Here is a 14388-nt window from a genome sequence, read left to right on the forward strand (position 1 = left end):
TTTCTGCAACATTCTGATTGATGACTGATAACAGAACATTTGCAAAGCTTATGCCAAATCTGACCAATCGGTCAGACCGTTTGGATGTTTTTTACGGCGGGGAGTTTTACTTCAGCAATACCTCGTACTGCGGATTGAATTCATCGAAGATGGGCAACGCGGCGGCGCCGAGTGCGGCGGTGTCACTGCCGGACATCCCAAGGCGGATACGCGCGTTCTGCGGATAACGGCTGCGCACCGAGTTGTAGAGCGGCGTCAGGCGCTGAATCAGCTTCTCCACCAGCGGTTTCGGCATGGTGCCGCCGATGATCACGCACTGCGCGTCGAACACACATTCCATGATATTGATGGCCTGACAGGCGGGTTCAACGGCAGTATCCAGCCATTGACCGAAGCGTTTTTCATCAACATTCAGCAGGTCTTCCGGCATCGCTGAAGCCGGATCCAGGCCGCAAGCTTCGTAAGCCGCCTGCAAAGAAAGGTAACGTTCGAGGCAACCTTTGTTGCCGCAATAGCATTCGCGACCGCCCGGTTGCACCACAATGTGGCCGACCTCGCCCGCATTGTGTGCATGACCGGTGTAAATTCGACCGTCTGTGAAGATGCCTGCGCCCAGACCGGTACCGATATACAAATAGACAAAGGACGATAATTGCTTGGCCACGCCGTGAAAACGCTCGCCGATGGCTGCCACGGTGGCATCATTTTCAAGGGTCACGGGCCACCCCGTTGCCGCGCTCAGATGGGCTTCGATATCGACGTCGTCCCAACCGTGCAGCGTGGTCGGGCCCTGTGAGGAAATCCCCTCCACGCCGAACGGTCCCGGCATCACCACGCCTATGCCCAACATTTTCCGCCAGTCAATTTTTACCTGTTGGCGCATTTCTTGCAGTACCTGATCAATCAGAGCCAGCGTGGGCTCTGGCTGCGGTTTCTGTACCCGGATCAGACTGCGAAAGCGGACCGTTCCGGTGAGATCGACCAGCACAATCAGCAGCGACTGATGATCAAGATGGATGCCGATGGAATAGGCGCTGTCAGGATTGAGTGTCAGTGGCGTTGCTGGTTGACCACGTCCGCCCGCGCGGCGCGGCAGGTGGGAGGAGAGGATCCCCGCCTGTTCGAGCTCGGTGGCGATGTTGGACACGGTTTGTGGCGTGAGCGACGTCAGCCGGGCAATTTCGGCGCGGGTCAGCTCACCGTTGAGGCGAATAGCTTCAATCACGACCCGACGATTGTGAGCACGGGCGTGCTCAAGATTGGTACCCGACGTTGTAATCACATCCCTCTCCACGGTGAAGACCTTGCGGGCAGTATGCGGAGAGTGATTACAGCAATCAAATTGATTTTATAAATATCAGTATATGAATTTGACGGTGTCATCACAGCTTTGAATGTTATTGGCATGTTAATAATAATCGCCAGTCACTATTCACTTGCAGACGTTTTTGAGATTCACCTTCAGACCCAGTAGCACAATCCGGCAGGGACGCAGGGACTGGCAGAAATATGCCTTCCCATTTTTTTTAGCCGATTAAAGCAATCAAATTGATTTAATAAATTTAACCCTGTTTCGGAGAATGACGATGAGCCTGCGACTTACCCCAGCGGCGACCCTGTGCGCCCTTTCTGCCCTTACTTTCGGTTATTCGGCCAGCGTTTTGGCGGACACCACCCTCAGCGCCTTGTTTATGACTCAGGCGGCGTACAGCGAAGCGGATATCCGCGCGATGACTGCTGATTTCACCAGGCTGCATCCGGACATCAAAGTGAATCTGGAGTTTGTGCCGTACGAAGCGTTGCACGACAAAATCGTCGCCGCACGCGGTGCAGGTGACAAAGGGTATGACGTGGTGCTGTTCGATGCTATCTGGCCTGCCGAATTCAACAAATATGGCCTGTTGCAGGACGTCACTGCGCGTATTCCTGCAGAGGAAAGCAACAAGATCTTCGACGGTGCCATTTCCACCGTGACCTACAAAGATAAACGCTGGGGTATGCCGTGGATCCTCGACACCAAATATCTCTATTACAACAAAGCCATGCTGGCAAAAGCCGGGATCACGACGCCACCGGCAACCTGGGCTGATGTTGAGAAGCAGTCGGCTATCCTGAAAGAAAAAGGCATCGTCAAGTATCCGCTGGTGTGGAGCTGGTCGCAGTCTGAAGCGCTGCTGTGCGACTACACCACGCTGGTCTCCGCCTTCAAAGGCGATTTCTATAAAGACGGTAAGCTTAACTTCACGAATTCCGGCGCCATGAAAGCCATCAACTACATGAAAGAGACGCTGGATAAAGGGCTGACCAACCCGAACTCCCGCGAGTATCTGGAAGAGGACGTGCGTAAATCCTTCTCCAACGGCGATGCGGCGTTCGCGCTGAACTGGACGTACATGTACAACATGGCCAATGACCCGAAACAAAGCAAAGTGGCGGGTGACGTTGGCGTAGTTCCGGCTCCGGGGGGTGAAGCGGGTGGCGCATCCGGCGTCAACGGTTCGATGGGGCTGGGCATCGCTAAAGCCAGTGCGCATCCGGATCAGGCGTGGGAATTTATCAGCTACATGACTTCCCAGCCGGTGCAGAACAAATACGCCAAACTGAGCCTGCCAATCTGGAAATCCTCTTATGACGATCCGGCCGTGCAGAAAGATCAGGAACAGCTGATCGCCGCCGCTAAAACGTCGCTAAATGTGATGTTGTCGCGTCCGGTGACGGCGGATTACTCCCGTTTGTCGAACATTTTGCAGCAAAACATTCAGGCGGTATTGCAGGGGAAAACCCCGGCGCAAGACGGTATGGAAGCCGCAACCAAAGCCGCCGACCGTTTACGTTAATTGCTTTAAACCATACTCTTAAGCCAACACTACAGCCCGTCATCTCCTCATGATGACGGGCCGGGAATCAAGCATGCTTACATTACCGCAACGTGAACGTCGTCAGGCCTGGGTGCTCCTCGCGCCGATGCTGCTGATGATGTTCCTGCTGACCGCCTGGCCGCTGGCCCGCACGCTGTGGCTCAGCTTTACCGACGCCGGACTTATCGGTGACGGCTCTGCGCCCAACTGGGTGGGCAGCGACAACTTTCTTTACGCACTGACCGATCCGGATTTTCGCGAAGCACTCTGGCGCACGCTCTATTTCACCGTGGTCTCGGTGATCATTGAAGGCTTTATCGGTGTGCTGGTTGCCCTGCTGCTCAATCAGCAGTTTTGGGGGCGCAGCGCCCTGCGCGTCCTGGTGATTTTGCCGTGGGCGCTGCCGACTATCGTCAACGCCACCATGTGGCGGCTGAATTTCAATCCCGATTACGGCAGCATCAACGCCCTGCTCACGCAGCTTGGCCTGATCGACACCTACCGAAGCTGGCTCGGTGACCCGTCATCGGCCATTAACGCCGTGATGTTCGCGGATATCTGGAAGAACTATCCGCTGATCACCCTGCTGGTGCTGGCGGCGTTGCAGACGATACCGGAGGATTTGTTTGAAGCAGCGCGTCTGGACGGCGCATCCGCGTTCAGGCGTTTTCGTAAAATCACTTTACCGGCCATTGCCGCACCGCTGGCGGTGGCGCTGATTCTGCGCACCATTGACGCGTTTAAAATCTTCGACATCATTTATGTCATGACCCGCGGCGGCCCGCTCGACAGCACCAAAACCGTCAGTTTCTTTGTCTATCAGGAATCCTTCAGTTATCTGCGCGCAGGCAGCGGTGCCGCTTACGCGATACTCATGACGCTGATTTGTGCCCTGCTCATTTTGATTTACATGGTGATGCTGCTGCGTCAGCGCCGTTCAGGGAGCGTCGAATGAAACAGAAAATCCGGCTTATTCTGCGCTATCTCGCCGCGCTGGTTCTGGCCGCGTCGATCCTTGCGCCACTGGTGTGGATGTTCCTGATGAGCGTCAGCTCGGCGGCCGATCTGACCCGCATTCCACTGGAATGGCTGCCGCGCCACTGGGATTTCAGCCGTTACGCCAGCCTGCTGACTTTGCAGACCGGGCAGCCCGGCGCGCTGTTCTTACACGCGCTCGGCAACAGCCTGCTGGTCGCCTGCGGTGCAACGCTCATCTCCCTGCTGCTGGCCATTCCGGCGGCGTACAGTTTCTCGCGCTATCCTGGCCGTGACGGCTGGTTGTTCGGCAGTCTGGCGATTTACATGGTGCCGCCGGTGGCGTTCGTTCTGCCGCTGTACTTCATCCTGCAACAGCTTTCGCTGCTCAATACGCATCTCGGGCTGATCCTGGTGTATTGCTCGATGATTCTGCCGTTTCTGACATGGATGCTGAAAAACCAGTTCGACGCCCTGCCGATTGACATCGAACAGGCCGCACGCCTCGACGGGCTGCGTTACTGGCAGGTGCTGCTGCGCATTACGCTGCCGCTGGCAAAACCGGCGCTCGGTGCCTCGGCGATGTTCGGCTGGCTGCTGGCGTGGGATGAATTCTTCTACGCGCTGCTGTTTACCAACAATATCGACGCCCAGACGTTGCCGGTCACCATCGCCGGTTTCACCGCCGGGCGCGCCACCGATGACGGGCTGATTGCCGCCGTCGGCATTCTTGCGGCCATTCCGCCGCTCTTTATTGCACTCTGGCTGCAAAAAACACTGGTCAGCGGGTTAACCGCTGGCGGCAGCAAGGGGTAAGCCCATGGGAAACGTGACAAGAATGAAGAAACCTGACTCATCCGCCACGCTGTTCGTGGTCGGTAATATCAACGTGGATCTGATCATGAGCACGCTGCACGAATGGCCGAAAAAAGGCACCGAAGCGATGCTCGACAGCAGTTCGCTGCGCCCCGGAGGATCCGCCGGTAACTGTGCACTGGCGCTGGCGGCGCTCGATACGCCGCACCGTTTGGTCGCCAATCAGGGTAACGATCAATTCACCGGCTGGCTTGCGGGTTTGTTTCCAGAAAGCGCGCCCGGCTGGCCAACCGCCGATTGCGAAACCTCGCTGACCTTCGGCGTGACGCATCCGGATCATGAACGCACATTCTTTAGCAATCAGGGGCATATCGTTCGCCTTTCGATGCAGGACGTGCTCGGACAGTTACCGGAAACCGCACAACCCGGCGACTGGGTACTGCTCTGTGGCACCTGGTTGTGTACCGCGCTGTACGCGGACTATCCGCAGCTGCTGTCCACGCTTAAACAGCGCGGTTATCACGTCGCCGTCGACAGCGGCTGGCCGCCGCAGGACTGGAGCGACGCGCTGCGCGAACAGGCTGCAAACTGGCTGCCGTTCTGCGATGCACTGCTGCTCAATGAAGTCGAAACGCTCGGTCTGGCAGATGACGTCACGCTCGACGCCGCCGCTCACCGCCTGCTTTCGCAGATGGCAGACGGTGCCTTTTGTGTTGCAAAATGTGGGCCTGAAGGTGCGCGTTTGTGGTCAGCCGCGCTGACCCTGTATCAGCACGCCGAACTGGTGGACGTCGTCGATACCATCGGTGCCGGAGACAGTTTTAATGCCGGATTTTTATCCGCGCTGATTTATGGCCTGCCGCCTGCCACGGCGCTGCAATGGGGGGTGCGCGTCGCCGGTTGTGCGATCAGCAGTTCCCCGCGCCGTTACCCTGACTGGCAATCGCTTTTTGGCCTTGTGGAGAAACTCTAAATGGCTCTGGTAGAACTGGTAAAAGTCGCCAAACGTTATGGCAAAGTGCAGGTATTGAAACCGCTGGATCTGACCATTCCTGACGGCAGTTTCACCGTACTGGTCGGCCCGTCCGGGTGTGGGAAATCGACGCTGCTGCGCCTGCTGGCCGGTCTGGAGTCCCTTTCGGACGGCGATATTCTGCTCGATAAACAGCAGATTAATAATTTCGACCCCGCCGATCGTGACATCGCAATGGTATTTCAAAGCTATGCGCTTTATCCGCACCTGACCGTGGCCGAGAATATGGCGTTCCATATGCAGGTAAAAAAAGTGCCCAAAGCCGAACAGCAGGCGAAAGTTCAGCAGGCGGCGAAAGTGCTGGGCATTGACCATCTGCTGAAACGCTTACCGAAAGATCTGTCCGGCGGCCAGCGTCAGCGTGTGGCGATGGGTCGCGCGCTGGTGCGTAATCCAAAAGTGTTTTTGTTCGATGAACCGCTCTCCAATCTCGACGCACAATTGCGTATGGAGCTGCGCGCCGAAATCAAATCGCTGCATCAGCAGTTTCGCACCACCACGGTGTATGTGACGCACGATCAGGTAGAGGCGATGACGCTGGCGGACAATATCGTGGTGATGAAAGACGGGTTTATCGTGCAACAGGGCGATCCGCTGTCCATTTACGATAAACCGGTAAACACCTTCGTGGCACGGTTCATTGGCTCTCCGCCGATGAACTTACTCAGCGGCGTGTTCCAGAGCATCGATGGAAAGCCGGGTGTCACCTGCGAACAGTTGTGGTTCGCGCTGCCGCAGAAATGGGCATTGCAGGCGCGGCATTGCGAAGGACTGCCGGTCACGCTCGGCCTGCGCCCGCACGATCTCCGTCCGGTGCAACACAGCGCCCAGCCCGCCGCGACGCTGCGCCTGCTGGAAGTCACCGGCGAAAGCAGCCTGCTGCACATCGACTGGAGCGGCTTCCCGCTGCACGTTCAGTTTGCCGGTCGGGCGCGCGTCAGCGCCGATCAGCCGCTGTATCTCGAAGCCAACAGCGACGCCATTCATCTGTTTGATGCCACTACGGGAGAACGGCTGGCGGAGGAGTGATTTTTAAACGCCTTCCTTATGCGGGGAAGGTGTTTCTGTCATTGACGCCTCTCCCCGATGCGCTATGCTCAGACTTTGCCTGATTAATTAGCGCGCTTACCTTCTATGAGCTTGTTCCCCATCAAAAAATTCTCGCTGCCCCCGGGTTCCGCGCTGCCGCTGCTGGTCGCAGGGGCATTCTTCATGGAAAATCTCGATGCAACGGTGATCGTCACGGCACTGCCGCAAATGGCGAAAGACTTCGGCGTGCATCCGGTAGACATGAACATCGGCGTCTCGGCTTATATTCTGACGCTCACGGTGTTTATTCCCGCCAGCGGCTGGATTGCTAACCGCTTTGGCACGCGCAATATCTTCTCGCTGGCGATTGTTCTTTTCACCCTCGCCTCGATTTTGTGTTCCGCCAGCGTCAGCCTCGAAACCTTTACCGCAGCGCGCATGTTGCAGGGTTTTGCCGGTGCACTGATGGTGCCCGTCGGGCGTTTGGTGGTGCTGAAAAATACCCAAAAATCGGATTTGATCCGCGCGATAGCCACCATTACCTGGCCCGGTCTGGTCGCCCCGATCCTCGGACCGCCGCTCGGTGGTTTTATTACCACTTATGCCTCGTGGCACTGGATATTTATCCTCAACGTTCCTTTAGGGATGGTGGCGCTGCTGTTCGCCCGCAGGCTGATCCCGCAGGCGCCGGGGCAGAAAGGCGTGCCGTTTGACGTCACCGGTTTTGTACTCACCGGCATGGCCTGTCTGGGGTTGATCTTCGGGCTGGATAAATTCAACGAAGGTCAGATCGACTGGAAACCCGTCGTGATGGTCGGTGGCGCACTGATTGCGGGTGCGCTGGCGGTATGGCATTCAAAGCGCACGGCACATCCTTTGCTGCCGCTGGTGGCGCTGAAAATCAGAAGTTACGCTGTCACGATTTACGGTGGTTCACTGTTTCGTATCGCCATCGGTGCCCTGCCATTCCTGCTGCCGCTGATGTTCCAGCTGGGTTACGGCATGAGCGCCTTTGATGCGGGTTTGCTGGTGCTTTCAGTATTTGCCGGAAATCTGGCGATGAAGCCTTTTACTTCGGCGATTTTGCACCGCTTCCGCTTTAAGTCGATTATGCTGGTTAACGGCCTGCTAAATTCGGCGACGATTTTTGCCTGCGCCCTGTTAACGCCCGAAGTGCCCACTGCGCTGACGTTGTTACTGCTGTTCGTCAGCGGCATGACCCGGTCGATGCAGTTCACGGCGCTCAATACGCTGGCATTTTCTCAGGTTCCCGGTGAGCAGATGGGCGGCGCCAACACGCTGTTTAACACCGCACAACAGTTGTCCACCGGCCTCGGCATTGCTATTGGTGCGCTCTCGCTGCGCATTGCCGGACACTTTTTACCCGCCAGCGACCCGCTGCAGGTGGGGACGTTCCACATTGCTTTCATCATTATCGGTGTGTTTTCGCTGGCAGGCACGCTCGACAGCCTGACGCTGGATAAGACAGCGGGTGATGAACTGCGACAGAAAAAAGAATCTGTACCCCAACCGGCTACGTCGGATAAATAAAGGCGCAGCCAGACTGAAATTCAGTATCCGAAAAATGGAGAAATACCATGGAATACCGCTTATTAGGCCACTCCGGCCTGAAAGTTTCAGTTCTCAGCCTCGGCACCATGACCTTTGGTGGCCAGGGGAAATTCGCCAAAACCGGCCAGACTGACGTCGAAGCCGCACAACGCCAGATCGGGCTGTGTCTCGACGCAGGCATCAACCTGTTCGACACCGCCGACGTCTATTCAGGCGGTGAATCTGAAGTCATTCTTGGCAAAGCGCTGGGCGGCAAACGCAACGACGTGCTGATCGCCAGTAAAGCCCGCTTCCCGATGGGCGATGGCCCGAACGATCGCGGCTCATCGCGTCATCACATCCTGCGCGCCTGCGAAGCCAGCCTGAAGCGTCTGAACACTGACTATCTTGATTTGTATCAGCTGCATCAGTGGGATGGCCAGACGCCGCTGGAAGAAACACTGCGCGCGCTCGATGACTTAGTCAGTAGCGGTAAAGTGCGTTACGTGGGTGTCTCGAACTTTTCCGCGTGGCATGTGATGAAAACGCTGGGCGTCGCGCAAGCCAGCCATTATATCCGCCCGGTCAGCCAGCAAATCCATTACACCTTGCAGGCGCGCGAAGCCGAATACGAATTACTGCCTGCGGCGCAGGATCAGGGCCTCGGCACGCTGGTCTGGAGCCCGCTGGCCGGTGGATTGCTCTCCGGCAAATATCGTCGCAATCAGGCCGCGCCAGAAGGCACCCGCCATCTGGCCGACTGGGGCGAGCCGCCGGTGCGTGATGAAAATGCGTTGTACGACGTGGTGGATGTGCTGGTAGACATCGCCGAAACCCGTGGCGTCTCTGCGGCGCAAATCGCGCTGGCGTGGCTGATTGCACGACCGCAGGTGACGTCGGTGATCGTCGGCGCACGCAACGATACCCAGTTACAAGACAATCTGAAGGCGGCCGACATCACGCTCACAACAGAAGAGACTGAAAAACTCAATGCTGTCAGCCAGTTGCCGTTACTGTATCCTTACTGGCATCAGGCACAGACGGCGTCAGACCGCCTCTCTGCGGCGGATTTATCGCTGATCGCGCCTTATCTGAAAAAGTAATGCAATAAAATGATACCAACGCAGACCGGCTTACCCTGCCGGTCTCGTTATTTTTGTGTTAATACTGACAGCGTCTTTTTGTGTGCCACAGGCGCACTTTGCTTAAAACAGAGGAATACCGGGATGATTATTTTTGTTACCGGCGCCACCGCCGGATTTGGTGCAGAAATCGCACGTAAGTTTGTCAAAGAAAGTCATAAAGTCATTGCCACCGGCCGCCGCAAAGAGCGTCTGGATGATCTGAAAACCGAACTGGGAGACGCGTTATACCCTGTCGAACTGGACGTCACTAATCGCGCATCTATTCAGGATGCCATCGACAGCCTGCCTGCCGAATGGCGCAACATCGACGTGCTAGTGAACAATGCCGGTCTGGCGCTCGGTCTGGAAAAAGCCGACAAAGCATCGCTGGAAGACTGGGATAAAATGATCGACACCAATACCAAAGGTCTGGTGTACATGACCCGCGCCGTTCTGCCGGGCATGGTTGAACGTAATATCGGTCACGTGATCAACATCGGCTCCACCGCCGGTAACTGGCCGTACGCGGGCGGCAATGTGTACGGTGCCACCAAAGCGTTCGTGCGTCAGTTCAGCCTGAACCTGCGCACCGACCTGCACGGCACCCACGTGCGTGTCACCAACATCGAGCCGGGCCTGTGTGGCGGCACTGAATTCTCCAGCGTGCGCTTTAAAGGTGACGATGAGAAAGTCAGCAAAACCTACGACAACACCAACCCGCTGACCGCCGCAGACGTCGCCGAATCCGTCTTCTGGGTTTCAACGCTGCCTGCGCACGTCAACATCAACAGTATTGAAATGATGCCCGTCAGCCAGTCCCTCGCTGGTTTGCAGGTGCATCGCGAAGAGTAATCTTGCTTCCTTAATGCAATGAAAAATAAAAAAGCAGCTTCGGCTGCTTTTTTTATTTCTCCGGTACGGCCATAAACAAAAAAGGCGCGGCAAACCTGCCCGCGCCCTTCCACTCACTGATGACGAATTACGCGCTCAGCCAGCCCAGTTTGATTACAAACAAAATCGACAGCACGATCAGCGCGGAATTCAGCTCACGCCAGCGGCCGCTCAGCAATTTGCACAGTGTCCAGGTGATGAAACCGAACGCGATGCCGTTAGCAATGGAATACGTGAATGGCATGGTCAGCGCAGTCACGGTGACCGGGGCGGCGACAGTGATGTCTTTCCAGTCAATCTCCGCCAGACCTGACGTCATCAATACCGCAATGAACAGCAGCGCTGGTGCAGTGGCGAAAGCCGGTACGCTACCGGCCAGCGGGGCGAAGAACAGGCTCAGCAGGAACAGAATGGCAACCACAATCGCCGTCAGCCCTGTACGTCCACCGGCGCTCACGCCCGCAGCTGATTCGATATAACTGGTCGTGGTTGACGTCCCGAGTAAAGAACCGAACAGCGCAGCGGCACTGTCAGCCACCAGCGCACGACCCATTTTCGGGATGTTGCCGTCTTCGTCCGACAGCCCTGCGCGTTTGGTGACACCAATAAGGGTACCGGAGTTATCAAACACATCCACAAACAGGAATGCGAAGATAACGCTTATCAGCGACACGTTGAATGCGCCTTTGATATCGAGTTGCATAAAGGTTGGCGCGATAGACGGCGGCATCGACATGATCCCACCAAATGCGGAATAACCCAGCGCGATAGCCAGTACGGTTACGGCCAATACGCCGATAAGCACGGCACCGGTGACTCTGCGCGCTTCAAGTACCACGATCAGAATAAAGCCCAGCATGGCGAACAGCGGACCCGGTTTGGTCAGATCGCCCAAACCTACCAGCGTGGCCGGATTTGCAATTACGATACCGGCGTTTTCCAGCGCAATAAGCGCCAGGAATAAACCGATACCCGCGGCAATCGCCGAGCGCAACGGCAGCGGGATACTGCGGATGATCCACTCTCGGATTTTAAAGATGGATAACGCGAAGAAAATACAGGCGGAAAGGAACACCGCACCTAACGCGATCTGCCAGGTATAACCCATGTGCAAAACGACGGTGTAGGTGAAAAAGGCGTTTAATCCCATGCCCGGCGCCAGCGCGATCGGGTAGTTTGCAATGAAGCCCATCAGTGCGGAACCGATTGCGGCAGCAAGACATGTCGCGACAAAAACGGAACCTTTATCCATACCCGTCGCGCCCAAAATAGACGGGTTAACGAACAGAATATATGCCATTGCTAAAAATGTAGTCAGTCCTGCCACAATCTCCGTGCGCACGTTAGTGCGGTGAGCTTTTAACTTAAATATTTTTTCTAACATGAGAAGAAATCTCTTGGTCGCGTGATCACTTTTCATCTGGCGATCAAATAGCGCACGCTTGTTATTAGTATTGTTTTTCAAAACACGCCCGCGCGCCCGCAGTGAGGGATGCCACAATTCGCCCCACTGCCTGTACTGATAGCGGAACACGAGCTAAAAACGTGTTTTGACGAACCCTGTCATTGCCACTTTGTACGTTAAACAACCTGAGGACATTGTTTTACAAAGGGGCATCGCACAATCTAGGAAAAATGAGTGATGCAGTCCATAATAGATATCTCACTTATTCACTGCATAAATTAGTACACCTATGTCACCCTTCTCCCGTTTTTCGCAATATTTTACGGAAGTTGCCCGAACAGGAAGTTTGCGCAAAGCGGCCGAAGTGCTGCACGTCTCGGCTTCGGCTATCAACCGGCAGATTTTGCAGGCGGAACAAACGCTGGAAACACCGCTGTTTGAGCGTCTCCCGACCGGGCTGAAGCTGACCTCGGCGGGTGAAATTCTGTTCGATGACATTCGTCGCTGGCGAAAAGAATTTTCCCGTACCCGCGAAAGATTCGATGAGATCCAGGGATTACGCCGCGGACACGTTACCATCTCGATGATTGCCGCGCTCAGCGAAGGCATGGTGGCGGAGCTGATTGCCGAAGTGGGCAAAGAACATCCCTATCTCACATTTGATATCCGCATCGAAGACAGCCGCAATATCAGCGAGCAGGTCAGTTCGGCAGAAGTGGATTTCGGTTTGCTGCTCGACCCGGTCGAACACACCGGGCTGGAAGTGCGCGCCTTTGCGGAATTGCCGATTGGCATCGCGATGCCGGTCGGGCACGAGCTGTCGCGGCAGGTGTCGTTGTCATTCAGTGATATCGCGGCTTACCGGCAGATCATTCCGTCGGAACCGCTGATGGTCAACGCCCGCGCCAAACTGCTGTATAACCGTTATCAGTTGCTGGAAACGCCGTCGATCGTCTGCAATGACGTGCGGATGATGCGTGAATTGATCCGTAAAGGCGCCGGTGTCGGCGTACTCAGCCTGCTGGATGTCTTACCCGATTTGCAAGAAAAGCGGCTGGCATTTGTCCCCTTGCAGGGCCGCACGGCGAAACCGCTGACGCTGGCATTGTGCGTCGCCCCGCGCCGTCAGTTGTCACGCGCAGCGCAGATAGTCATTCAGAAAGTGATCGTGATGATGGAACGTTTATCGCAATAATTTATCGCATTAAGCCGCTTTCCAGCCGGAAATGATGATAAGCATACCGGCCAGTGCTACGCAGGCACCGATCCAGTCGGTAGTGCTGAGTTTTACGCCATCGACAAAGCGCAGCCACAACATGGCGGTCATCACATAAACCCCACCGTAAGCCGCATACACCCGCCCGCTGGCCGCCGGATGCAGCGTCAGCAGCCAGACAAACGCCGCCAGACTCAGCGCCGCAGGCAACAGCAGCAATGCGCTGCCCCCTTTGCGCAGCCAGAGATAAGGCAGAAAGCAGCCGATGATTTCCGCCAGCGCAGTCGCAAAGAACAGTAAAGACGTTTTGAGCATGATCATTTTCAGGTTTAGAGTCCGAGGTTCAATAAGAAATCAACCAGTTTCCTGTCAGAGGATGACGTCAATCAGCGGGATGTTATACTTGATATATTCGCCTGAGCGATGTGTAAATTATAAGGATGAGCTAATGAATACAACGTTTATGTCCCGACTGACCCGCAGCGTATTGCCGGTCGCCCTGCTGGTCATGACCGCAGCCTGGCAAGCGTCAGCAATGGCCGCCACCAACTGCGCGGGCGGGACCTGTGTTTTTGGCGGTAGCGGCAATGACGCCATGAGCAACGAAGAAGCACGCCAGAGCAAAGAGCAATGGAATGAAACCCAACGCCTGCGCGCATTGAAAAATCAGCGTGCAGAAAAAGATTATTCCAAGTACGACAACTCGGTTGATCTGCGAGATAAATGCAACGCCAGCCAGAACGTTAATGCGTATTGGGAAGAGAATACTGAGCGCTGCCTTGACCGCCGTACAGGCCGTCAGTTACTTGCGCCGTAATCTGCTAAACTCATTAATACTGTGATTTTCATAAAAGGAATGAATGATGAAAAAGACACTATTAGCCGGACTTGCCGTTGTGATGCTGGCTCCGCTCGTCGCCCAGGCTTCCTGTGATACTGTAAAAGCGGATATCACCCAGAAAATCGTCGCTAACGGTTTGCCGGAGTCAGGTTTCAAACTGGATATTGTGCCAAACGATCAGGCAGATCAGGCCGGTGGACAAGTCGTCGGGCATTGCGGTAATGATAGCCAGAAGATTATCTATACAAAGACCGCTGGCGCAGGGGATGAGAGCAATTCCAGCCCTAAAACCGGGACGAGTCAGGACAGTAATTAAGTGTACAAATGCCGCTGTATGGGCGGCTTAAATCTGACCGAGAATATTTCGGTTTCTCACGTGCAGTGATCACTTAACTCACCCCGCCGAAACCGCCAAAGAGGGAGGAAAACGCCTCCCTCTTTGATCTCCCTCGCTTTTCCAAACACGCGCTATCGCGAAAACGATGGACGTGTTCTGTGACTCCCGCGTGTGGCGCAAAACCCTGCCATCCCATCATTATTAAAAAAGGCACTGAGCAGGTTTGCTTTGCTCCTCCCCCTGCGAAGGGGGAGGCCGGGAGGGGGTATGGCTGGCAATAAACTTATTAAAACACGCTTTAACTTATTGATT

At 55.6% G+C, this 14388-nt stretch carries 14 protein-coding genes; 11 read left to right on the plus strand and 3 right to left on the minus strand.

Annotation, left to right across the window (positions count from 1 at the left end; all coding sequences use genetic code 11):
- Nucleotides 1-106: 106 nt before the first annotated feature.
- Nucleotides 107-1279 carry an ROK family transcriptional regulator gene (locus tag TU92_RS13810; protein WP_208640470.1) on the minus strand — a complete coding sequence of 391 codons (1173 nt, stop codon included), beginning with the start codon at nt 1277-1279 and terminating at the stop codon, nt 107-109.
- A gap of 307 nt (nt 1280-1586) precedes the next feature.
- On the opposite strand from TU92_RS13810, the gene TU92_RS13815 reads away from it, so the two are divergent.
- The 8 genes from TU92_RS13815 to ydfG all read left to right on the plus strand — a co-directional run bounded on the left by TU92_RS13815 (nt 1587) and on the right by ydfG (nt 10238).
- On the plus strand, nt 1587-2837 hold the full coding sequence (locus tag TU92_RS13815; protein WP_112167796.1) for an extracellular solute-binding protein: 1251 nt from the start codon (nt 1587-1589) through the stop codon (nt 2835-2837).
- A gap of 73 nt (nt 2838-2910) precedes the next feature.
- The gene (locus tag TU92_RS13820; protein WP_112167797.1) at nt 2911-3813 is read left to right on the plus strand and encodes a carbohydrate ABC transporter permease; all 903 of its coding nucleotides are present in this window, start codon (nt 2911-2913) and stop codon (nt 3811-3813) included.
- Complete coding sequence (locus TU92_RS13825) at nt 3810-4649, plus strand: carbohydrate ABC transporter permease (RefSeq protein WP_112167798.1); 840 nt, start codon at nt 3810-3812, stop codon at nt 4647-4649. The genes TU92_RS13820 and TU92_RS13825 overlap by 4 nt, the downstream gene beginning before the upstream one ends.
- A 4-nt stretch (nt 4650-4653) precedes the next feature.
- Nucleotides 4654-5622, plus strand: a complete 969-nt coding sequence (locus TU92_RS13830; RefSeq protein ID WP_244207791.1) for a carbohydrate kinase family protein — start codon at nt 4654-4656, stop codon at nt 5620-5622.
- Nucleotides 5623-6711 carry an ABC transporter ATP-binding protein gene (locus TU92_RS13835; RefSeq protein ID WP_112167800.1) on the plus strand — a complete coding sequence of 363 codons (1089 nt, stop codon included), beginning with the start codon at nt 5623-5625 and terminating at the stop codon, nt 6709-6711.
- Nucleotides 6712-6816: 105 nt separating this feature from the next.
- Nucleotides 6817-8262 carry an MFS transporter gene (locus TU92_RS13840; protein ID WP_112167801.1) on the plus strand — a complete coding sequence of 482 codons (1446 nt, stop codon included), beginning with the start codon at nt 6817-6819 and terminating at the stop codon, nt 8260-8262.
- Nucleotides 8263-8309: 47 nt separating this feature from the next.
- Nucleotides 8310-9365: an aldo/keto reductase gene (locus tag TU92_RS13845; RefSeq protein WP_112167802.1), complete on the plus strand. Its 1056-nt coding sequence runs from the start codon at nt 8310-8312 to the stop codon at nt 9363-9365.
- 123 nt (nt 9366-9488) lie between these two features.
- Nucleotides 9489-10238, plus strand: a complete 750-nt coding sequence (gene ydfG, locus TU92_RS13850; protein WP_112167803.1) for a bifunctional NADP-dependent 3-hydroxy acid dehydrogenase/3-hydroxypropionate dehydrogenase YdfG — start codon at nt 9489-9491, stop codon at nt 10236-10238.
- A 127-nt stretch (nt 10239-10365) separates the two neighbouring features.
- Here the strand turns inward: ydfG and TU92_RS13855 are convergent, their stop codons facing one another.
- The gene (locus TU92_RS13855; RefSeq protein ID WP_112167804.1) at nt 10366-11661 is read right to left on the minus strand and encodes an NCS2 family permease; all 1296 of its coding nucleotides are present in this window, start codon (nt 11659-11661) and stop codon (nt 10366-10368) included.
- A 310-nt stretch (nt 11662-11971) separates the two neighbouring features.
- Between TU92_RS13855 and TU92_RS13860 the strand changes: the two genes are divergently transcribed.
- Nucleotides 11972-12877 (plus strand): LysR family transcriptional regulator, encoded by a 906-nt coding sequence (locus TU92_RS13860; RefSeq protein WP_112167805.1) that lies wholly within the window; start codon nt 11972-11974, stop codon nt 12875-12877.
- 9 nt (nt 12878-12886) lie between these two features.
- Here the strand turns inward: TU92_RS13860 and TU92_RS13865 are convergent, their stop codons facing one another.
- Nucleotides 12887-13213: a YnfA family protein gene (locus tag TU92_RS13865; protein ID WP_112167806.1), complete on the minus strand. Its 327-nt coding sequence runs from the start codon at nt 13211-13213 to the stop codon at nt 12887-12889.
- 133 nt (nt 13214-13346) lie between these two features.
- Between TU92_RS13865 and TU92_RS13870 the strand changes: the two genes are divergently transcribed.
- Together TU92_RS13870 and TU92_RS13875 are read left to right on the plus strand one after the other, a co-directional pair.
- Nucleotides 13347-13715, plus strand: coding sequence for a DUF1283 family protein (locus tag TU92_RS13870; RefSeq protein WP_112167807.1), 369 nt, complete (start codon nt 13347-13349; stop codon nt 13713-13715).
- 46 nt (nt 13716-13761) lie between these two features.
- Nucleotides 13762-14055 carry a DUF1161 domain-containing protein gene (locus tag TU92_RS13875; RefSeq protein ID WP_112167808.1) on the plus strand — a complete coding sequence of 98 codons (294 nt, stop codon included), beginning with the start codon at nt 13762-13764 and terminating at the stop codon, nt 14053-14055.
- Nucleotides 14056-14388: the final 333 nt, after the last annotated feature.

Origin of the sequence: Rahnella inusitata (assembly GCF_003263515.1) — a bacterium.
Classification (GTDB): domain Bacteria; phylum Pseudomonadota; class Gammaproteobacteria; order Enterobacterales; family Enterobacteriaceae; genus Rahnella; species Rahnella inusitata.

What these genes read in the sequence shown, in the direction of transcription:
- ydfG (WP_112167803.1), top strand. Translation starts at nt 9,489, where the DNA reads ATGATTATTTTTGTTACCGGCGCCACCGCCGGATTTGGTGCAGAAATC.
- TU92_RS13845 (WP_112167802.1), top strand. Translation starts at nt 8,310, where the DNA reads ATGGAATACCGCTTATTAGGCCACTCCGGCCTGAAAGTTTCAGTTCTC.
- TU92_RS13855 (WP_112167804.1), bottom strand. Translation starts at nt 11,661, where the DNA reads ATGTTAGAAAAAATATTTAAGTTAAAAGCTCACCGCACTAACGTGCGC.
- TU92_RS13860 (WP_112167805.1), top strand. Translation starts at nt 11,972, where the DNA reads ATGTCACCCTTCTCCCGTTTTTCGCAATATTTTACGGAAGTTGCCCGA.
- TU92_RS13835 (WP_112167800.1), top strand. Translation starts at nt 5,623, where the DNA reads ATGGCTCTGGTAGAACTGGTAAAAGTCGCCAAACGTTATGGCAAAGTG.
- TU92_RS13820 (WP_112167797.1), top strand. Translation starts at nt 2,911, where the DNA reads ATGCTTACATTACCGCAACGTGAACGTCGTCAGGCCTGGGTGCTCCTC.
- TU92_RS13865 (WP_112167806.1), bottom strand. Translation starts at nt 13,213, where the DNA reads ATGCTCAAAACGTCTTTACTGTTCTTTGCGACTGCGCTGGCGGAAATC.
- TU92_RS13815 (WP_112167796.1), top strand. Translation starts at nt 1,587, where the DNA reads ATGAGCCTGCGACTTACCCCAGCGGCGACCCTGTGCGCCCTTTCTGCC.
- TU92_RS13875 (WP_112167808.1), top strand. Translation starts at nt 13,762, where the DNA reads ATGAAAAAGACACTATTAGCCGGACTTGCCGTTGTGATGCTGGCTCCG.
- TU92_RS13830 (WP_244207791.1), top strand. Translation starts at nt 4,654, where the DNA reads ATGGGAAACGTGACAAGAATGAAGAAACCTGACTCATCCGCCACGCTG.
- TU92_RS13825 (WP_112167798.1), top strand. Translation starts at nt 3,810, where the DNA reads ATGAAACAGAAAATCCGGCTTATTCTGCGCTATCTCGCCGCGCTGGTT.
- TU92_RS13840 (WP_112167801.1), top strand. Translation starts at nt 6,817, where the DNA reads ATGAGCTTGTTCCCCATCAAAAAATTCTCGCTGCCCCCGGGTTCCGCG.
- TU92_RS13870 (WP_112167807.1), top strand. Translation starts at nt 13,347, where the DNA reads ATGAATACAACGTTTATGTCCCGACTGACCCGCAGCGTATTGCCGGTC.